This is a genomic window from Zobellella denitrificans, from assembly GCF_002407485.1.
GTDB classification, from domain to species: domain Bacteria; phylum Pseudomonadota; class Gammaproteobacteria; order Enterobacterales; family Aeromonadaceae; genus Oceanimonas; species Oceanimonas denitrificans.
In genome coordinates, this window is the sequence record NZ_CP012621.1 from 2,395,475 (window position 1) to 2,412,879 (window position 17,405).

24 protein-coding genes, 1 other RNA gene, 1 pseudogene and 1 riboswitch are annotated in these 17,405 nt (G+C 62.9%); of the genes and pseudogenes, 7 read left to right on the forward strand and 19 right to left on the reverse strand.

All coding sequences use genetic code 11. The features are described 5' to 3' along the window. Positions 1 to 150 precede the first annotated feature (150 nt). The 17 genes from AN401_RS11285 to AN401_RS11360 form a co-directional block, all read right to left on the reverse strand. A complete protein-coding gene (locus tag AN401_RS11285; protein ID WP_096779415.1) occupies positions 151 to 609 on the reverse strand; it encodes a gp16 family protein in 459 nt (152 codons plus the stop codon). Further along, complete coding sequence (locus AN401_RS11290) at positions 602 to 1,291, reverse strand: DUF2786 domain-containing protein (protein WP_157772242.1); 690 nt, start codon at positions 1,289 to 1,291, stop codon at positions 602 to 604. The genes AN401_RS11285 and AN401_RS11290 overlap by 8 nt, the downstream gene beginning before the upstream one ends. Then, on the reverse strand, positions 1,284 to 1,757 hold the full coding sequence (locus AN401_RS11295; protein ID WP_096779417.1) for a hypothetical protein: 474 nt from the start codon (positions 1,755 to 1,757) through the stop codon (positions 1,284 to 1,286). The genes AN401_RS11290 and AN401_RS11295 overlap by 8 nt, the downstream gene beginning before the upstream one ends. After that, positions 1,744 to 1,914, reverse strand: a complete 171-nt coding sequence (locus AN401_RS19800; RefSeq protein WP_157772244.1) for a hypothetical protein — start codon at positions 1,912 to 1,914, stop codon at positions 1,744 to 1,746. Before AN401_RS19800 ends, AN401_RS11295 begins: the two co-directional genes overlap by 14 nt. Next, on the reverse strand, positions 1,911 to 2,123 hold the full coding sequence (locus AN401_RS11300; protein ID WP_096779418.1) for a hypothetical protein: 213 nt from the start codon (positions 2,121 to 2,123) through the stop codon (positions 1,911 to 1,913). The genes AN401_RS19800 and AN401_RS11300 overlap by 4 nt, the downstream gene beginning before the upstream one ends. A 51-nt stretch (positions 2,124 to 2,174) precedes the next feature. Beyond that, positions 2,175 to 2,239: hammerhead ribozyme type II (locus tag AN401_RS11305), an RNA gene on the reverse strand. Beyond that, entirely contained in the window at positions 2,238 to 2,480 is a 243-nt protein-coding gene (locus tag AN401_RS11310) for a hypothetical protein (protein ID WP_096779419.1), read from the reverse strand. Before AN401_RS11310 ends, AN401_RS11305 begins: the two co-directional genes overlap by 2 nt. A gap of 28 nt (positions 2,481 to 2,508) precedes the next feature. Beyond that, positions 2,509 to 2,712: an ANR family transcriptional regulator gene (locus AN401_RS11315; protein ID WP_096779420.1), complete on the reverse strand. Its 204-nt coding sequence runs from the start codon at positions 2,710 to 2,712 to the stop codon at positions 2,509 to 2,511. After that, positions 2,713 to 2,898: a hypothetical protein gene (locus tag AN401_RS11320; RefSeq protein ID WP_096779421.1), complete on the reverse strand. Its 186-nt coding sequence runs from the start codon at positions 2,896 to 2,898 to the stop codon at positions 2,713 to 2,715. Positions 2,899 to 3,022: 124 nt separating this feature from the next. Beyond that, a complete protein-coding gene (locus AN401_RS11325) occupies positions 3,023 to 3,643 on the reverse strand; it encodes a DUF3164 family protein (RefSeq protein ID WP_096779422.1) in 621 nt (206 codons plus the stop codon). Then, positions 3,630 to 3,830, reverse strand: coding sequence for a hypothetical protein (locus AN401_RS11330; protein ID WP_096779423.1), 201 nt, complete (start codon positions 3,828 to 3,830; stop codon positions 3,630 to 3,632). Before AN401_RS11330 ends, AN401_RS11325 begins: the two co-directional genes overlap by 14 nt. Beyond that, entirely contained in the window at positions 3,827 to 4,075 is a 249-nt protein-coding gene (locus AN401_RS11335; RefSeq protein WP_157772246.1) for a hypothetical protein, read from the reverse strand. Before AN401_RS11335 ends, AN401_RS11330 begins: the two co-directional genes overlap by 4 nt. Positions 4,076 to 4,077: 2 nt before the next feature. Further along, positions 4,078 to 4,590, reverse strand: a complete 513-nt coding sequence (locus AN401_RS11340; protein WP_096779425.1) for a hypothetical protein — start codon at positions 4,588 to 4,590, stop codon at positions 4,078 to 4,080. Then, positions 4,587 to 5,111, reverse strand: a complete 525-nt coding sequence (locus AN401_RS11345; protein ID WP_096779426.1) for a hypothetical protein — start codon at positions 5,109 to 5,111, stop codon at positions 4,587 to 4,589. Before AN401_RS11345 ends, AN401_RS11340 begins: the two co-directional genes overlap by 4 nt. Positions 5,112 to 5,125: 14 nt before the next feature. Then, entirely contained in the window at positions 5,126 to 5,830 is a 705-nt protein-coding gene (locus AN401_RS11350) for an AAA family ATPase (RefSeq protein WP_096779427.1), read from the reverse strand. Between the two features lie 69 nt (positions 5,831 to 5,899). Continuing rightward, a complete protein-coding gene (locus AN401_RS11355) occupies positions 5,900 to 8,119 on the reverse strand; it encodes a DNA-binding protein (RefSeq protein ID WP_096779428.1) in 2,220 nt (739 codons plus the stop codon). Continuing rightward, positions 8,112 to 8,339, reverse strand: coding sequence for a helix-turn-helix domain-containing protein (locus AN401_RS11360; RefSeq protein WP_096779429.1), 228 nt, complete (start codon positions 8,337 to 8,339; stop codon positions 8,112 to 8,114). Before AN401_RS11360 ends, AN401_RS11355 begins: the two co-directional genes overlap by 8 nt. A 286-nt stretch (positions 8,340 to 8,625) precedes the next feature. Between AN401_RS11360 and AN401_RS20315 the strand changes: the two are divergent. Both AN401_RS20315 and AN401_RS11365 read left to right on the forward strand, forming a co-directional pair. After that, positions 8,626 to 8,745 (forward strand): annotated as a pseudogene (locus AN401_RS20315) (helix-turn-helix domain-containing protein); the annotation flags it as partial. A gap of 12 nt (positions 8,746 to 8,757) precedes the next feature. Then, the gene (locus AN401_RS11365) at positions 8,758 to 9,282 is read left to right on the forward strand and encodes a S24 family peptidase (RefSeq protein ID WP_232513456.1); all 525 of its coding nucleotides are present in this window, start codon (positions 8,758 to 8,760) and stop codon (positions 9,280 to 9,282) included. 478 nt (positions 9,283 to 9,760) lie between these two features. On the opposite strand, the gene nagE is transcribed toward AN401_RS11365, so the two are convergent. Beyond that, a complete protein-coding gene (nagE, locus tag AN401_RS11370) occupies positions 9,761 to 11,260 on the reverse strand; it encodes an N-acetylglucosamine-specific PTS transporter subunit IIBC (protein WP_096779431.1) in 1,500 nt (499 codons plus the stop codon). A gap of 225 nt (positions 11,261 to 11,485) precedes the next feature. Here nagE and nagB point away from each other — a divergent pair, with 225 nt between their 5' ends. The 5 genes from nagB to AN401_RS11395 all read left to right on the forward strand — a co-directional run bounded on the left by nagB (position 11,486) and on the right by AN401_RS11395 (position 15,745). Beyond that, positions 11,486 to 12,289, forward strand: a complete 804-nt coding sequence (gene nagB, locus AN401_RS11375) for a glucosamine-6-phosphate deaminase (RefSeq protein ID WP_094040248.1) — start codon at positions 11,486 to 11,488, stop codon at positions 12,287 to 12,289. Between the two features lie 6 nt (positions 12,290 to 12,295). After that, positions 12,296 to 13,441 carry an N-acetylglucosamine-6-phosphate deacetylase gene (gene nagA, locus AN401_RS11380; protein WP_096779432.1) on the forward strand — a complete coding sequence of 382 codons (1,146 nt, stop codon included), beginning with the start codon at positions 12,296 to 12,298 and terminating at the stop codon, positions 13,439 to 13,441. Then, positions 13,438 to 14,652, forward strand: a complete 1,215-nt coding sequence (locus AN401_RS11385; protein WP_096779433.1) for an ROK family transcriptional regulator — start codon at positions 13,438 to 13,440, stop codon at positions 14,650 to 14,652. Before nagA ends, AN401_RS11385 begins: the two co-directional genes overlap by 4 nt. Continuing rightward, on the forward strand, positions 14,649 to 14,963 hold the full coding sequence (locus tag AN401_RS11390) for a translation initiation factor (RefSeq protein ID WP_096779434.1): 315 nt from the start codon (positions 14,649 to 14,651) through the stop codon (positions 14,961 to 14,963). Before AN401_RS11385 ends, AN401_RS11390 begins: the two co-directional genes overlap by 4 nt. 37 nt (positions 14,964 to 15,000) lie before the next feature. Further along, positions 15,001 to 15,165, forward strand: a riboswitch (yybP-ykoY riboswitch). Between the two features lie 22 nt (positions 15,166 to 15,187). Further along, entirely contained in the window at positions 15,188 to 15,745 is a 558-nt protein-coding gene (locus tag AN401_RS11395; RefSeq protein ID WP_096779435.1) for a TMEM165/GDT1 family protein, read from the forward strand. A gap of 40 nt (positions 15,746 to 15,785) precedes the next feature. Here the strand turns inward: AN401_RS11395 and nhaD are convergent, their stop codons facing one another. After that, the gene (gene nhaD, locus AN401_RS11400) at positions 15,786 to 17,231 is read right to left on the reverse strand and encodes a sodium:proton antiporter NhaD (RefSeq protein WP_096779436.1); all 1,446 of its coding nucleotides are present in this window, start codon (positions 17,229 to 17,231) and stop codon (positions 15,786 to 15,788) included. Positions 17,232 to 17,405 lie beyond the last annotated feature (174 nt).

Sequence of the window (17,405 nt, forward strand, 5' to 3'; positions counted from 1 at the left end):
TATTTATCCAGCGGATCCCGAGTGCAACCCCCAAAAAAACCCGCCGAAGCGGGTTTTATCAGTTTGTGCGGCGCTGGCCTCCGCGCCTAAACGCCCAGTCAACCACGGGTATAACTGGCGATATGGCCCCGTTCATTGAGCGGGGGCGGGTCACCCCCGGTCGGCGATGGCCTGCACCATCTCCCGCTTGTGCCAGTTCTTCAGCGCCTCCAGCACCCGCCAGGCAAGATCGGGGGTCAACCAGCTGACATTGCCGACCCCCACCCCGTGGTTGATGACCACCGTAGTGCGCTGGCACCAGCGGTTAAGGGCGGTTTCGCTGTTGTCGCGCAGGAAGCCATCCTGGCCCATCTGTATCCACAGGCCACGTATTTTGTCGGCCTCGGCGGTGCGGGCATAGCCCGAACGGGGGCTGTATTTGCGTTTGGGCTTAAGGCGCTTGAACCCGGCCTTTTCACAGGCGGCCAGCACCTGCTCCAGCTCCTTGTCGTTCATGGCGCTGCAGCTGGCCTTGCCGGTGGCGCCCTCCAGCAGGGCACGGTAGGCGATCTCGTCCAATTTCAGCTCACGCTTGGCCACATGGATCAGCTGTATCAGGCGGTTACGCATCGGTCACCCCCAGCTTGCCGGTCTCGCGCCCGGTCATGCCGGGGTTGAGCTGTACCTGGCGGCCAGCCACAAAACCCTCACCCCGGGCATTGTCGCCCCCGCGCACGCTGCCGGCACTGCGGCCGGTGGTGGTGCCATTGGGCTTGATCACCTGCTCCTGGTAGCGCCGCATCAACACCTGCTCCCGCTCGCTCGGCACCAACTTGTCTACCGCCTGCCGCACCCCATAGCACCACCCTTCGCAGAACTGATCTGCCCGGGCGGTTTTGTTGGCCGGCTTCATCCGCTTGCTTAACCCGGCGATGTAGTCCTTGCGGGCCCGGGCCAGCTGGCGGCGCAGCACGTCGTGGCAATAACCGGCAATCTCCGCCCGCTCCGCCAGGCCGTAGAACCGTACCTGTCTGGTTGCGCTGAACAGCTCCCGGGTTATCACCGCTTCCACCCCGAACGCCTCCCGGATCAGGCTCACCAACATCAGCGACCAGCGCGGCGGCTTGTCCGAGTTGGTGGCCATGCGCACCAGGCTCTCGCCCAGGTCGGCCAGTTCCAGGGCATCGGCATCGATCTTGTGCTCGGCCATCAGCTTCTGCGCCTTGGCCAGGGCGTTGGCCGCCTCATGGGGGTTGCCCGACTGAGCCAGGGCCATCAGCTTTTTCAGCTTTTCCATCACACGCTTATTCACCGGCCACCTCCGCCATGTTTCGATACCCAATCCTCACCAGTTCCAGTCCCTCTACCCGCTTGAACTGGGCAATCATGCGCGTGGCCGAGCCCCAGGTGTCGGTCGGCATTTCCACTGCCGCATCCAGGTTGGGGAACAACCGCTTCACCTGGCGCTTGCCAAACCCCTTGGTCAGCCGCTCCTGTTCCTTACGGCTGTAAAGGGCCGAGCGCTTCACGCTCCAGAACAGCGGCACCAGCGCCACTTCCGGGTCACTGCAGGGGTGCTTCTCCGGCTCCCTGACCGCCAACAGCCAGGCACCTTTAATGGTACCGTTCAGGTAAACCCGGATAACCAGCTTGCGCTTATGATCCAGCCGGGCCTGACAGCTGATTCGGTGGCCCTGGTAAACAAACTCCACGCTGCCGCTGAAGCTGTCCCACAGCTCGGCCCGTACCGCTTCCCACTGCGCCTTAGTGATCGCCATCGTCGGCCTCCTGCGTTGCATCCAGTTCGATTAGCCCATGAGCATCCGGCAAAGGCTCTTGCCAGCGCGGGCAATGGGTGTTCAGCCATACGCGGGCTTGTTCGTCACTCATGCGCTGCTGTTTCAGATAGCCAAGCAGTTGCTGCTGGTGGTTCATGACGCCACCCCCATCTGATGCAGTTCGGCCACCAGGTCGAGCTTGAGGCGCAGGGCCTCGGTGGCCAGCTCCGGCCGGCCCGCCCCGTTAGCGGCGGGGCAAAAGTCGTCCAGCTTTTTGATGACCGATTGCTTGGCGTCCGGCGCCATGGCAATGGCCGCCTCCCCGAAGATCCGGGTGAGGTGCGTGTCTAAATTGTGTGTTTGCATGTGTTGTCTCCGCCTTGTTTGCGATAAACAGTGAACGGATGACAACCGGGGCCCTGGCTGCTCATCAGTGCCCGGCCACCACGCCGGACAGACGCCCCCACAGGGGCGTTTCGCTTAACCCACCTCGCCCTCTATCTTCCAGCGGCTGCGGCGGTTATCGGTAGCGCTGTGGGGGTATTCCTCCAGCAGCGTCACTGACCAGCGGCGGAACAGCTTGCCCGCCAGCGCTTCTACCGCTTGGGCCTGGCTGTGGGTGCAGCTGGCCTGCTGGCCGCACACCCGGTCGGTGCGAAAGCTGCCGCCGCTCTCCCTTACCGTGACCTCCAGCGCTTCCAGCCCGGCAGTGGTTTTTTCCATCGTCTCTTCCATCTTGCCCTCCCTTTCATCAGGCCACATGCTGGCGGTTGATGCCCCGCTCCACCCAGCGGCGGGCGTGGCGGCAAAAGTCGGCGCGCAGCTTGCACCACAGCAGGTTCTCCAGCTGGCAAGCCCATTGGTAGGCCTGCTCCCAGGCCTCGGCGGCCTGGTAGTAACACTGCTCCCTCTCCAGTTGCGCGGCCTGTTCGGCCAGCTTGCGATACGTGCTCATTCAGTCTTCCTCCGTGCCCAGGGGAGCCGGGGCCAGCCCGGCTATCCATTTAAGGGCGTCGAGCACGCCCTCCTCATAGGTGGCATCCGGGTAGTCGGTGCCGTTCAGGTCAATCCGCGTTTCGGCCTGGGTCAACTGGTCGGCAATGTCGCCCTCGGTCACCCTGGCCTGGAACAGCTCGTTCACCCCAGCCTCCCGCTGCACAGCAGCCACAGCCATACCAGGACTTCAAGACCGCATACCACCAGCAGACCCAGCGCCAAAAAGGCGGCAAAGTCCAAATGCTTCAGCGCTTGCTTCATATCGCACCTCACAACTTGGCCGGGTCCAGGGCGATCTGCAGGTAGCGGCCGTCGCCCTGGCGTTCGTACATGCGCACATAGGTGCTGGTGCCGTTCACCTGAATGGCGTCGGCAATGGCGTCCATGGCCTCTTTCCATTCCGGGTCGGCAATGTCCAGCTGCCGCAGGCTGAGCACTTGGTTTACATCGATGCGGCCCTGCTTGTTGACCCGGAAGGCGTGTTCAATCAGCGCCTTCAGCTCGCTGCGGGCACCGTCGCTCCAGCGGGCAATGCACTGGTCGATCAGCGCCTTGGCGGCCTGTATCCGTTCATCAAAAACCCGGTGCTCGCCCACCGCCCGCACCAGCTTGTAGCGACCGTCGAAGCTGGTCAGCGTCACGTTGCCCTTGGCGCCGCCGTACTCCACGCCGTATTCCTCGGCGGACAGGTCCACAAAGTCGGCAATCTCAGCCATGGCACCCAGCTTGAAGGCGGCCAACGCCTCCCGGTGCGCCTTGGCCTTGGTGATGATGCCCAGCACCAGGTCGTCGCGCAGTTTGTCGATGGGGGCGATCCGCTCCTCCGGCACCAGGTGGCCCATGGCGTTCTGGCGAAAACCGGCGGGAATGGTGGTATCAGTGTGTTGCATTGCTGTGCTCCTGCTGCTTTTCGTTGATATCGTTCAAGATGATGGCCATCAGCTCAGGGAGGTTTTTGGCCAGTCCCTGGGCCAATGCCCAGGCAAGGGTTTTCTGGTTTCCACCAGCCACCTGACAGGTGCCAGACAAGGCACCGTTGGCTTCGTTAATTTCTACGGTCAAAGTCACCTTGCTCATGCCGCCTCTCCTTCTGCCCAGGTCACAACACACCCACCCAGGCGAGCGGCCCATACCCGGCGGCGCAGGCCGTTTACGGTTTGGGTGATTTCCACCGCAGCTCCGGCCAGATCCGGGCAGGGCTGGTCGATTTCAATATAGGGCCGGCGCGGGGCGGCCTTTACCGCCCGGGCCATGACCCCGCGTTCCGCCAGCCAGCGCACGGCGCGGCGGGCCTGATTGTGCATTGCCACTGTTTGAGCCATGTTCAAGTCCTCTTGTATTTGCGTTGCCATAACAGGTCGTTTAAACGCTGGGCCACCTGGCGCAGCTCCCGGCGCAGCAGCTCCACGTGGCGGGCGTCGTCCCCCGCCGCCATGCGCTCGCAGTAGGCCAGTTGCTGCTCCAGCAGGTAGCGCCCTTCCTCCGCCGGCTGTACGTCAATCCGCTGGGTGGTGGCGGTGCTGGCAAGCCGGGAGTGCGGGCAGCCGGCCCGGCAGGCCCGATACAGCCGCACCCGCTGGGGGTTGCTGGCGGTAAAGGGCCGCTTCTGGTTCTCTTCGCATTCGTGCACCGGCAGCCGTCCCAGCACCGGGCATTGCACGCAGCGATCCAGGTACGCGCCCTCCACCTTGGTGCGCAGGGTGTCCAGGTTGCCGCCATAGGTGCCCTTGAGGGCCTGGTTCACCATGGCGGCGCTGACACCCAGCTCCTCCGCCACCTTGCGCTGGGATGACTGGCTCACCCGCTCCCTGAGTGCGTCCAACCATTGTTCGCTCATAATTCCTCCCGATAGGGGTACAGCTGCTGCCGCGACGGCACATAGACCCCGCCCGGCTTCACCTGCGGCGGCTCGGTCCCCGAGTCCAGATTCAGCCGGTACAGCACCCGCCCCTCTTCGCGGTTCACCACCCGCAGCAGCCGGCTGCGCTCCAGGGCCCGCAGGTAGCGGCGGGTGGTGATCTCCGAGGCGCGGGCGGTGGCGGCCACCTCGGCCACGGTGAACATCCGCAGGATGCGCACGCTGTTCCAGATCCGCTGGTGCACTAGGGGCTGCTTGCGCGGTTGCTTGCGCTTGAACAGCGGCAGGGGGCTGGCATCCAGCAGGCGGTAGCGGTGGCTGAGCGCACCACGCCCCTGCCACACCCGCTCCAGCCGGCCCGCCTTGTTGAGCAAGGCGAGGAAGATGCGGGCGTTTTCGCTGTTCATACCCACCGCCTGGGCCACCTGTTCGGCGCTAAAGTCGTGTTCCCGGGCATGGCACAGGCAGAGGAACTGCCAGGCCAGTCGACGTTTTCCCATGCTCACATCACGCCTCACCGGTTGTTCTTGAACGGCTGGCTACCCCAGTGCGCCAGGGTGACGCAGTCCAGTTCGTTGGCCTTGGCCAGACGCTCGATCTTGTCCAGGCCGATGGCAATGGTGCGCATTTCGCCCTTGGCCTGGCGGCGCAGTTCGTCCAGCAGGTCCACGTCTATGCCGATGCCGTCATCGAGCATGGCGTCGGCGGCGATTTGCACGTCTTCCAGGTCGGCGGGCTTGAACTCCACCCACTCGCTGATGCGGTTGAAGAACTGGCGACGGGTGCTGATGCGCCGGGCGATCTGATCCATGCCAATCAGCACCACCGGCACCTCGGTGCAGTCGTACAGGTCGCGCACGGTTTCCAGCAGCTTGACGTCATCCATCAGGTAGTCGGCCTCGTCGATAAACAGCGGCCGCTCGTACATGCTCATGTGCTCCAGGATGTAGTCCACCATGCGGGCGGTGCGGGCCATGGGCTGGGCGCCCAGTTCCCCCATCACCCGGCCCAGCAGGCTGCTGGGGGTGTCGGCCGACAGGGCCCGTACATAGATGCCGTTCACCTGGTTGAACAGGTAGGTCACGGCGGTGGTCTTGCCGTAGCCGGTTTCCCCGTGGATAAGCCCTATACCGGGCACCCCCAGGGAGCGGTTGCACAGGTTGTCAAACGCGTCTTGCGCGGCCACCACGTTTTTCACTGGCGCTACTACGTTTTTCATCACATACTCCTTTCTTCTTGGTTTTGGTTGACCCGTCCGGGTCGGCTATTGGCGGGGCGTTAGCGGCTCTCACCCCAGCTTGCGCCCCGCCATCATTTCTTCTATCCGCTTGGCCCCCAGCACGTTGCGCCGCTTGTAGTCCTCCAGCCAGGCGGTTTCCTTGGCCGTCAGTTCACGCTCCAGCGACTGCTGGGCCAGTTGCCGGGCCTTGTCGTGCTCGTTGCGGATCAGCAGCCCCTGCTGTTGCTGTACTTCTTCCTGGCGCTGTTCAATCGCCTCGCGCTTAAGCGCCAGGTGGGCCAGTTCGGCCTCGGAATAGCGGTTTTCCTCCGGGTTTTTCAGCCGGCTGGCCACGTCGCCCAGGGCGCGGATGGCATCAACGCCATGCTCCCGGCTGCCGGTGGGCAGTTCGGCCAATTTTTTGGCCTGCTCGGTAAAGTGATCCACCACGTCCTGATGCAGATGCTCCACGCCAAAGGTCTTGGCCAGGTTCTGCATCTCTCGGCGAAAGCCGCGCAGGACCTTGGCGTCTTCCTTCTTCTTGGTGCGGTACTGCTCGGGATTGATGTCCCGGCCCAGCAGGTTGGTGTCCACCACCTCCACCCGTTCTTCCCAGCTGCCCTTGCGGTACACGAAGGCGCGTCCCACGTCGGCCGGATCCTGAAACACCTGCACCCGCTGGCCTTTCCAGTTGTGCTCCAGCAGTTCGGGTGCGGTGTAGCGCAGCCCGCCCAACTTGATAAAGCCCTTGAGCACGGTGGCCTCGCCCACGAAGTTCAGCAGTACGTCCAGCGCGTCGGCGTCTTCTATCACCCTGGGTTGGTAGCGACTTTCGCGGTACACCTCGTCCGGGCAGCGGCCGTTCATGCCGTCACCCTCGTGGGGCTGGCGGTGGTAATAGGCGTCCACCCAATCGTCCAGCAGTTGCTGCAGCTCGGCCTGGGTCATGCGCAGATCGAACCCGTCCTTTTCATGCTCGGGCTTTCGCTTTTCTTCCAGCCGCTTGGCGAACTCCTTGCGCGCCTCTATCACCTCCCGATCCGCCACGTTGTGGCCGATATAGCCCGGCAGCAGCTCGATAAGCCCGTGGCTGAGGGTGTGGAAGAACCGCTCGATAAAGGGCTTTTCCCAGCCGCTGTAGGCATTGGCCCGGCTGATCTCCAGCCCCAGCAGGCTGCAGATGGCGGTGGTGCGCTTGGATACATAGTCGGAACCGTTGTCGGTACGCACCAGGCCGCCTTCGTTCACCGAGCCCCAACTGAGCAGGGTCTTGCGCAACAGCAGGCAGATGCCTTCCGAACTGGAGGTGGGCGAGACCAAGAGCCGCACCCGGCGGGTGTAGGCGTCGATCACCGCGATGATGCTGTGCCGGCCTTCCTTGAGCATTGCGTCCACCGGGGTGGAGTCAAACTCCCACACGTCGTTGGGGGCACTCACCCAGGGGTACATCCGTTCCACCGCGGTGCGGTATTTGTCGTTGTACTTCTTGGGGTTGGTGGCAAAGGTGAAGGCCGCCTCGTGCTCCTTGAGCCAGCCGGTCAGCCAGCGCCGCAGGCTGGAGGCACTGGGCACCTCCCAGGCCAGGCCGTTCTTGGCCACGTAAATGTCCAGCAGCCGGTGCAACTGATTCCACTTGTTGGCCAGGTGCGGCTTGGCGGTAACCAACGCCTTGAGGAAGTCGGCCATGTCCGGGTTTTCGGCCACCTTGTGCTGGCGTTCGTTGCGATAGCGCCCGGCCAGCGCGGCCATGCCCTCGGTTTCCAGGGTTTTGCTCCAGCGGCGCAGGCTGGCGAACGACACCGACTGCACCAGGGCGTAAACCTCGGCAGGCAAGCTCAGCTCGCGCCGGTTGTAGGCATCCACAAAAGCCTGCTCGCCTTTCACCCGTTGCCGCACTTCGGCATAGGGGGCGCAAAAGCGCTCCAGCGCCTGCACTATGGTGGCCCGGGCTTCCGCTCGCTCCCGCTTGTGCGGGGCCATGGTCACCAGTTGGCGGATGCCATTGGCCATCGCCCGCCGATCCGGCTGGCCGGTGGCCAGCCTGGCCATGGCGCGTCCGGCCGCAACGGCGGGGGCATTACTCTTGGCAATGGCTTCCGCTTCCCGCTTGGCCAGGGCCTGGCGGGTTTCCAGCGGCAGGCTGGAAAGGTGGTATTCCAGGCCCTTGGTGCCGGCCCGCTTTTGACTTTGCCACCCGTCTTTTTCTGCTCGGCTGCGAACTCGCCTGTCGGTTGACGGCATGCCGTCAATACCGGCTAGCTCTTGCGCTGAGAACCATTCCTTACTCATGCTCGCCTCCCATCAGATCGCAGCCGATGGTCTCGGACAGCTCCTGAATAATGGCCTTGGCATGTGGCCGCTTGGGATGCCGTCCGGTATCCGGTGCGAACATTTGGATGCAGTGCAGAACGGTGCGGGGGTGGTAGCCATGCGCCAAGGCCCATGACCGGCAGGTCATCCCCTGGGCTCTAAGAGCCGCATGGATATGGTTGGCATTGTCTATCTTCATGACGTATCACCGTGTTAGTATTTTGGGTTAACTGTCGCACTGGGCATCTAGCTAAATGCGACACATATACAGCATTGATCAGACACATATGTTGCGTCAACACCTTTTTGTCGCGTCCGATTCACTGGTTGCGGCATATTTGAAGCAACAAAAATTAACCCCTTATATATCAGTGGCTTATATGGAAACGGACGAAAACCAGCAGAATCAGACAGAAGGTCCGATTCTCCCTGAAGGGATCGGACGCTTTAACGAGCGACTGAAAGAGTTAATCGGACAGGAAAGCATGAGAGCTTTTGGTCGCAAGGTTGGGATCAGTGACACAACCATCCGCAAATATCTGACCGGTGAGACTGAACCCACCCTCAGCCGATTGGCCGCAATTGCTGTAGCTTGCGACATATCTGTCGAATGGCTGGTGACAGGTGAAGGCACCAAGGAACCCTGGCCGGAAGATATGTACTGGGGCGGGCCGGCGACGGCTGCCCAGGAAAGCCCCTGCGTCTGTAAGGACGAATTCGATGAAGAATATGCCCTGATCGAGGGCTACCATGTAGCCGTCAGCACCGGGCATGGTGCCTTTGGCGAGGGAGCCGAGGTTACCCGTCGCCTGGCCTTTCGCAAACGCTGGCTCAACTATCGCGGCTTTCGCCCCGAACAGCTCAAGGTGGTGTTCGCCCGGGGCGACTCCATGGAACCCACCATCAAGGACAACGACAGCCTGCTGGTGAACCTGGCCAGCACCAACCCCATCGACGGCAAGATCTTCGTGGTGCGCCTGGGCGACCAGCTTTATGCCAAGCGCATCCAGAAGCGCTGGGACGGCGGCATAGAGCTGATTTCGGACAACAAGGAATACCACACCCAGGCCATCCCCGCCTCCGAACTGGAGCACCTGCAGGTCATCGGCCAGGTAGTGTGGATAGGTAAAGACATCAGCTGATAGCCCCGGCTGTTTATCCACAGCGCACAAACGAAAAAGGGGCGTATCAAACGCCCCTTAAACACTCAACCCCGCCGACTTTATCAAACCGCCCGTACCGGGCCGCCGTCCGCCGCTTTTATCAATCTTGGCGCCACGCCGCCCGAGCGCGTTCCGTTTTTATCAATTCGAGCGGCAAACGGCCTCGCGCCGCCGCCGACCACGCCATGCCCCGCAAACCCTTGCCAGCCCTGGCTTCGTCCCACCTGATCCCGTTTCCTCCTGCCTGCTCCCGGTTTATCAATCTCTGTGGTGGGTTACACATTCCCCGCTCCATTCCTGAGCTGTCACAATTTGGTGCCCCATTCCGGCCCGTTTTGCCCGATTCAAATAGCCACTTTCACCATTTTGGGGCACTTTATGCCCCCAAATAATAAAAAACGGTGCCAACCCGGGGTCGGCACCGTTTTTTCGGTTCAGGGTCCGGAGCGGACAGGGATCAGCGGCTGCCGGTCAGGCTCTTTATCTCCGCCGCCATGATTTCCGCCAGGGGGCCCAGTATCACCTGCAGGTTCTGCTCGCCCAGCTTGACCACGCCCTTGGCGCCCAGCTCCTTGAGCCTGGCTTCGTCGACCCGGCTCCGATCCTTCATGGTCAGGCGCAGGCGGGTGATGCAGGCGTCGATATTGGCCAGGTTGCCTTCTCCACCCAAGGCCTCCAGGTACTCCCGCGCCAGCTGGGACTTGTCGGTGACGCTGCGGCCCGAGGCCAGCGGCTCATCGGCTTCCCGCCCCGGCGTCTTCAGGTTGAGCAGCTTGATGGCGAAATAGAAGGTGGTGAAGTAGACGGCACCGAACACCAGGCCGATGGCGACTAGGGTCCAGGGCCTGGTGGCCAGGCCCCAGTTCAGTACCATGTCGAACAGGCCGGCGGAGAAGCCGAAGCCGTGCAGCACCCCGAACAGGTTGACCACCACCAGCGACAGGCCGGTGAGCAGCGCATGGATGCCGTACAGTACCGGCGCCAGGAACATAAAGGTGAATTCCAGCGGCTCGGTGATGCCGGTGAGGAAGGAAGTGACCGCCACCGACAGCAGCAGGCCGCCCACCTGGGCTCGCTTGTCCCTGGGCGCGGCCAGCACCATGGCCAGGGCCCCGGCCGGCAGGCCGAACATCATCACCGGGAAGAAACCGGCCATGAACACCCCGGCGGTGGGATCACCGGCAAAGAAGCGGTGCAGGTCGCCGCGGGTCGCCTCGCCGGCAATCTGGGTAATGGTGGCCCCGTCCACGCCCGGCACGGCACCGCCCACGCTCAGGGTACGCACCAGGGCCGGATCCATGCAGATATTCTGTATCGCCCCGGCCGCCTCGTAGGTCACCTTGAGACACTCGCCCAGGCCGAACCAGAAGATGGAGTTGACCACGTGGTGCAGCCCCACCGGGATCAGGCCCCGGTTCAGCAGGCCGTAAAAGAACTGGCCGATACCGCCGGAGGTCGATACCGCCATACCGAAGCTGTCGATACCGTGCTGGATGGCCGGCCAGACGAAACCGGCGACAAAGGCCGCCAGCAAGGCCACCAGGCCGGTCATGATCGGCACCAGCCGCTTGCCACCGAAGAAGGCCAGGTAATCGGGCAACTTGACCATATGGAAGCGGTTGTAGCAATGGCCGGCGATGATGCCGGCGATAATGCCACCGAAGAAGGACATGTCGATTTCGCTGTTGATGGTCTTGGCCGCGCCGGTCAGCACGAAGTAGCCCACGGCCCCGGCCAGGGCTGCCGCACCGGCGTCGTCCTTGGACAGGCCGACGGCGATGCCGAGGCCGAACAGCAGCGGCAGCTGGCCGAAGATGGCGCCGCCCGCCTCGGCGATAAAGGGAATGCCCAATAGATCCGGTTGCCCCAGGCGCAACAACAGCGCCGCCACCGGCAGCGTGGCTATGGGTAACATCAACGCCTTGCCTAACTTCTGTAAATAACCCAGCACGTTCACGGCTGCTCTCCTTATGCAATGTCTGTCGGGAGCCTGTTCTGTCCAAACCGGCTTGCACCCAGTCTATGCGGATATAATTCACACAACAAATTAAGATCTGTTTATTTGTGATTAAAATCACTTAAATTGATTATTTAAAGACCGAAATACTGGCCAATAACCCCATCTTATTTTACCATAAAAAATATGATCCCCCTTCGATACTCAACTTAAAAGGTGTCCGCCATGCGTTTAATCCCCCTCTCCACCGCCACCCAGGTCAGCCGCTGGGCCGCCCGCCATATCGCCAACCGGATAGCGGCCTTCGCCCCCAGCGCCGAGCGCCCCTTCGTGCTCGGCCTGCCCACCGGCGGCACTCCCCTGGCCACCTACCGGGAGCTGATCAGGCTCCACCAGGCCGGCGAAGTCAGCTTCCGCCACGTGGTCACCTTCAATATGGACGAGTATGTGGGGCTGCCCAAACATCACCCCCAGAGCTACCACCACTTCATGCACGAGCATTTCTTCAACCATGTGGACATAGCCCCGGAAAACATCAACCTGCTGGATGGCAACGCCCCGGATCTGGAAGCCGAATGCCGGCGCTACGAAGACAAGATAAAACACTACGGCAAGATCCACCTGTTTATGGGCGGGGTGGGCAGCGATGGCCATATCGCTTTCAATGAGCCGGCTTCTTCTTTATCCTCTCGTACCCGGATAAAAACCCTGACCGAAGATACCCGGCTGGCCAACTCCCGCTTCTTCGACAACGACCCGGATCAGGTACCGCGCCTGGCGCTGACCGTGGGCGTGGGCACGCTGCTGGACGCCGAAGAGATCATGATACTGGTGACCGGCCACAACAAGGCCCTGGCCTTACAGGCGGCGGTGGAAGGCAGCGTCAACCACCTGTGGACGGTGTCGGCCCTGCAATTGCACCCGCGCGGCCTCATCGTGTGCGACACCCCGGCCACCATGGAGCTCAAGGTGAAGACGGTGCGTTACTTCGAGCAGTTGGAAGCCGACAATATCAAACACCTGGAGTAAGCCCCCATGTTTGCCCTGACCGAGTGCACCCTGTTCGACGGCGAGCGTCTGCATCAAGACAGCGCGGTGCTGATCGCCGACGGCAAGATAGCCACCCGGCTCCCGGAAAGGGAGCTGGATCCCGAGATCCCCCGCCATGCCCTGGGCGGGGCCCTGCTCAGCGCCGGCTTTATCGATCTGCAGCTCAACGGCTGCGGCGGCGTCATGTTCAACGACGACATCAGCCTGGCCACCCTGGACACCATGCACCAGGCCAACCTGAAGTCCGGCACCACCAGCTTCCTGCCGACCCTGATCACCTCCCCCGATCGGGACATGCGCCAGGCGGTGGCGGTCACCCGGGAATACATGGCCCGCCACCGCCACCAGGTGCTGGGCCTGCACCTGGAAGGCCCCTATACCAACGTCAGGCGCAAGGGCATCCACCCCGAGCAGCAGATCCGTGCGCTGGACGAGCCCATGCTCGCCTTTTTGTGCCAGCACGCCGACGTCATCGCCACCCTGACCCTGGCTCCCGAGTGCAACAGCGCCGACCATATCCGCCGCCTGCATGAGGCCGGCATCCTGGTGTCCATGGGCCACACCGCCGCCAGCTATGACCAGGCCATGGCCGGTTTCGAGGCCGGGGTGGGCTTCGCCACCCACCTCTACAACGCCATGACCCCCACCGCCAGCGGCCGCGAGCCCGGCGCCGTGGGCGCCGTCTACGATCATCCCGAGGTTCGCGCCGGCATCATAGTGGACGGCCACCACGTGCATTACGCCAATGTGCGGCTGGCGCACAAGGTATTGGGCGAACGCCTCTGCCTGGTGACCGACGCCACCGCCGCCGCCGCCGCCGGCCCCGACTTCAGCCAGTTCGATTTCTGCGGCGCCACCGTCTATGTGCGGGATGGGCAATGCCTGGATGAGCGTGGTACACTCGGCGGCTCGGCGCTGACCATGATCGAGGGGGTCCGCAACCTGGTGGAACAGGTGGGGCTGCCTCTGGAAGAAGCGCTGCGCATGGCCAGCCTCTATCCGGCCCGGGCACTGGGCCTGGAGCGGGAGCTGGGCTCCGTCGCCGCCGGCAAGGTGGCTAATCTGGTGGTCTTCGATACGGATTACCGCGTCAGGGCCACCTTGGTAAACGGACGTTTCACAACCCAATGACCCGCGGACAAATCGCCAACGTTGACCTGGTCAAACAGGTCAACAGCTCGGCCGTCTACCGGCTGATCGACAGCCAGGGCCCGATCTCAAGGGTCAAGATCGCCGAGCTGAGCAACCTGGCTCCGGCCAGTGTGACCAAGATCACCCGGACCCTGCTCGAGCACGGCCTGATCCGGGAAATGGAGCACCAGGCCTCCACCGGCGGCCGCCGGGCCATTTCGCTGACCACGGTCACCAAAGACTTCCACCTGGTCTCGGTCAAGCTGGGCCGGGGCGAACTCAACCTGTCGCTGTACGATCTGGAAGGCACCCCCTGCGGCCGGGAAACCCACCCCTTCCCCTCCCAGCCGCAGGACGCCCTGCTGGCGGCGCTTTGCGCCCATATCGCCGACTTTATCGCCCGTCGCGCGGACAAGCTCAACCTGATTGCCCTGTCGGTGATCATGCCGGGCCTCACCGATGCCCTGCGCGGCCAGGTGATCTACCACCCCAGCTACCCGCTGGCCCAGGTCGAGCTGGCCGCCATACTGCGCAAGGCCCTGGGCCTGCCGGTGTTCATCGGCAACGACATCCGCGCCCTGGCCCTGGCCGAACACTATTTCGGCGCCTCCCGCGACTGCCTCGATTCGGTACTGGTGAGCGTGCACCACGGGGTGGGCGCCGGCATCATCACCGAAGGGCGCATCTTCAAAAGCCTGGGACGAGACGTGGCGGAAATCGGCCATATCCGGGTCGATCCCCTGGGCGATCGCTGCCACTGCGGCAACTTCGGCTGCCTGGAAACCATGGTGGCCGACGCCGCCCTGCTGCGCCAGGCGCAGAAGATGCTGGCCCAGGGCTACCACAGCCAGCTCGACCCACAGCGGCTGACCATGGCCGAGCTGTGCCGGTGCGCCCTGGCCGGTGACCAGCTGGCCCGCAACATTCTGGAACGCGCCGCCGAGCACCTGGGCCAGGCCCTGGCCATCATGGTCAACCTGTTCAACCCCCAGAAGGTGCTGCTCACCGGCGCCCTGTGCGAGGCCGAGAACATCGTCTTTCCCCTGATTGGCAAGGCCATCGAATACCAGTCCCTGCCGAGCTTCCACCAGGGACTGCCCATAGTGCGGGCCCATTTCCAGGACGACCAGACCATCGGCGGCCTGGCCCTGGTCAAGCGTGCCCTGCTGGAGGGCGAACTGCTGCAACTCATCATAGAGCCGAAATCATGAACAAAATCGTCTACAGCACGGACCCCGGCTGGCGGGCCGATGACGGTCTGCCGGCCAGCACCAGCCCCTTCCCCGCCGACGGCCTGGTGCGGCTGCGCCGCGAGACCAAGGGCCGCAAGGGGGCCGGCGTCATCTGCGTCTACGGCGTGCCGGCGGAGCAGCTCAAGGAGCAGGCCAAACGCCTGAAATCCCAGCTCGGCACCGGCGGCGCCATCAAGGACGGCGTCATCGAGATCCAGGGCGATCGGCTGGAGCAGGTGGCCGCCCTGCTGACCAAGGCCGGCTTCCGGATCAAAAAGGTGGGTGGCTAAGCCCTTGCTTTTTTGCCTTCGGCGGCTAAAATGGCCGCTCCTGCACAAGGGGGAGTAGTCGCTCTACGCGAGACGGTCGTCAACATGATTGGTGCAAAATCACCATGGCGGCCGTGACCTTTAGGGGTTTGACGAGACCTTTGACAGGCTGATGCCGATACCGGGGACGGGCGGCACGGCTTGCTCATTGGTTGATAACAATCCTGTCCCCTCTGGTATGCATCTTGGAAGCCTTGACCACCTCGACCCTTGCCGTCGCCATCGCCGAAATCGGCGACAAAACCCAGCTGCTCGCCCTGGTGCTGAGCTGCCGTTTCAGAACCCCCCTGACCATCATCCTCGGCATCCTGGCCGCCACCCTGCTCAACCACGCCCTGGCGGGCTGGGTAGGCGTATGGATACAACACTGGCTGGATCCGGACTGGCTGCGCTGGCTGCTGGCCGCCTCCTTCTTCGCCATGGCCGCCTGGATGCTGATCCCCGACCGGCTCGACGACGAAGACGGCCGGTTCCGCCGCTTCGGCCCCTTCATCACCACCTTCGTGCTGTTCTTCCTGGCGGAGATGGGCGACAAGACCCAGCTCGCCACCGTGCTGCTGGCGGCCCGCTTCGTGGAGGATTTCTGGCTGGTCATCGCCGGCACCACCCTCGGCATGATGGCCGCCAACGTGCCCGTGGTGCTGCTTGGCAGGAAAGGCGCCGAGCGCATCCCCATGAAGTGGGTACATGGCGCCAGCGCGGTCATCTTCGTGGGATTGGGCGCCACCACCCTGTGGTGGTAGCCTGAATGGACGCCGCCCCGATACGGGGCGGCGTGCCGGCTTAGCCGTAGATATTGAAGCTTTCGGCGTTGAGCCAGAGGTGGGCCAGAATGCTCACCACATAGCCAAGGAAGATCACCGGTGCCCACTTGAGGTGGCCAAAGAAGGTGTACATGCCCCTGGCCTGCCCCATCAACGCCACCCCGGCGGCGGAGCCGATGGACAGCAGGCTGCCGCCCACGCCGGCGGTAAGGGTGATCAGCAGCCAGTTGCCATGGGACATTTCCGGCTGCATGGTCAGTACCGCGAACATCACCGGTATGTTGTCGACAATGGCCGACAGCAAGCCCAGGGCGATATTGGCATAAACCGCGTTCCACTGGGTGTAGAGCAAGTCGGACACCAGTGCCAGATACCCCATGTAACCCAGGCCACCCACGCACATTACCACCCCGTAGAAGAACAGCAAGGTATCCCATTCGGCGCGGGAAACCCGGCTGAACACGTCGAAGGGCACCACGCTGCCGAGGCGCTTGAGCGCTTCCTCGTCACCCCGTTTCTGGGCCAGGGCCCGTTTGCGCGCCAGCGACCCGGGCAGGGTCTGGCGCAGGAAGTAACCGAAAAACTGCAGATAGCCCAGGCCGGTCATCATGCCCAGCACCGGCGGCAGGTGCAGCAGGCTGTGGCAGGCCACGGCGGAGGCGATGGTCAGCAGGAACAGCAGCACGATGCGGATGGCACCACGCTTGAGCTCCACCTCCTCGTAGAGGGCGGCCGGCTTGCGGTTTTCAATAAAGAAATTCATCACCAGCGCCGGCACCAGGTAGTTGAGCAGGGAGGGAATGAACAGGATGAAAAACTCGTTGAACTTGACGATGCCTGCCTGCCACACCATCAGGGTGGTGATATCGCCGAAGGGGCTGAAGGCACCGCCGGCGTTGGCGGCGATGACGATGTTCACGCAGCACAGGTTGATAAAGCGCTTGTCCCCTTCCGCCACCTTGGTCACCACGGCGCACATCAGCAAGGCCGTGGTCAGGTTATCGGCGATGGGCGAGATGAAGAAGGCCAGAAAGCCGGTCAGCCAAAACAGGGATTTGTAACTGAAGCCCTTGCGCACCATCCAGGCCCGCAGGGCATCGAACAGGCGGCGCTCTTCCATGGCGTTGATGTAGGTCATGGCCACCAGCAGGAACAACAACAGCTCGGCGTATTCCAACAGGTTGTGGCGGAAGGCGGCTTCGGTCACCCCCGGGATGCCGTGCTGGATATAGGTCCAGCCGATGGTCACCCAGATGATACCGGCGGCGACCAGTACCGGCTTGGATTTGCGCAGATGCAGGTACTCTTCCCCCATCACCAGCAGGTAGGCGATGACGAAGATAAAGACAGCAAAAAAGCCGACGGCGGAGTAGGTCAGATCCAGTTGTCCTCCGGCCGCAAGGACGGGCGCACTGACAAGCGTTGCCAGCCCTCCCAGAATGGACAAGCACAATTTCCTTTGCATTGTTTTTTCTCGCTTTTGTTGTTTTGGCTATAGTTACCAGCGGTTCTGCCCGCCAGCACGGACAAAACACCCAAAAAGGTTAACATAAAGCAACCCCCAAGACATGGGCGATTCTTGGCGCCTGCTCGCATTTTTTATATCCTGACGGCGCTCGCCCGCCCTGCTCCCGACGGC